The following is a 729-nucleotide window of genomic DNA, read 5'->3' as shown; positions in this document are numbered from 1 at the left end:
ACCCTCCCCACAAGGAGGAGGGTAAAAGCTCAAAACCCAGCCTGATCGCGAAACAACTCCGCATTGTCCAGCTTCGACACCTCGATCACCGCTTGCGTGCGGCTGTAGACATTGAGTTTGCGCAGGATCTCCGAGACATGCGCCTTCACCGTGGTCTCTCCCACCTGCAGCTCGTAGGCGATCTGCTTGTTGAGCAGGCCCTGGCGCAGCATCTGCAGCACGCGCAGTTGCTGCGGCGTTAGCGTCGACAGGCGCTGCACCATGTCGGCGCGGTCGGCGCTGTCGGCGTCCGGCGGCCGGCCTTCGTAGGTCTCCGGCACATAGATCGCGCCTTCCATCACCGAGCGGATGGCTGCGGCGAGGTCGCTCTTGCGCGCCGATTTCGGGATGAAGCCGGCAGCGCCATAGGACAGCGCTTCGGAAATGATCTTCGGCTCCTCGTAACCAGAGACGATCACCACGGGCAGGCGCGGATAGCGGGTCCGGAGTTGCAGCAGGCCGTCAAAACCGTGCACGTCGGGCATCGAGAGGTCGAGAAGCGCGAGGTCGAACGGCTTGGCATCGGCCAGAAGATCGAGCGCCTCGGTGATCGAGCGCGCCTCCACCGTGTCGACTTCCGGATAGGCCATCTGCACGGCGCTGTGCAGCGCCTCACGAAACAGCGGATGGTCGTCGATGATCAGAAACCGGGCGCGATCGTGGGTTGCGGTCATGGGGTTCATTTCAGTT

1 protein-coding gene is annotated in these 729 nt (G+C 63.1%); it reads right to left on the bottom strand.

What is annotated here, in order from left to right:
- Window positions 1-29 precede the first annotated feature (29 nt).
- Complete coding sequence (locus tag EN879_RS37830; RefSeq protein ID WP_024503826.1) at window positions 30-713, bottom strand: response regulator transcription factor; 684 nt, start codon at window positions 711-713, stop codon at window positions 30-32.
- Between the last annotated feature and the right edge of the window lie 16 nt (window positions 714-729).

Origin of the sequence: Mesorhizobium sp. M7A.F.Ca.AU.002.02.1.1, assembly GCF_003998535.1 — a bacterium.
Lineage (GTDB): Bacteria > Pseudomonadota > Alphaproteobacteria > Rhizobiales > Rhizobiaceae > Mesorhizobium > Mesorhizobium ciceri.
The sequence above is the reverse complement of the archived record's forward strand: the minus strand, read 5'-3'. Positions and strand labels throughout refer to the sequence as shown.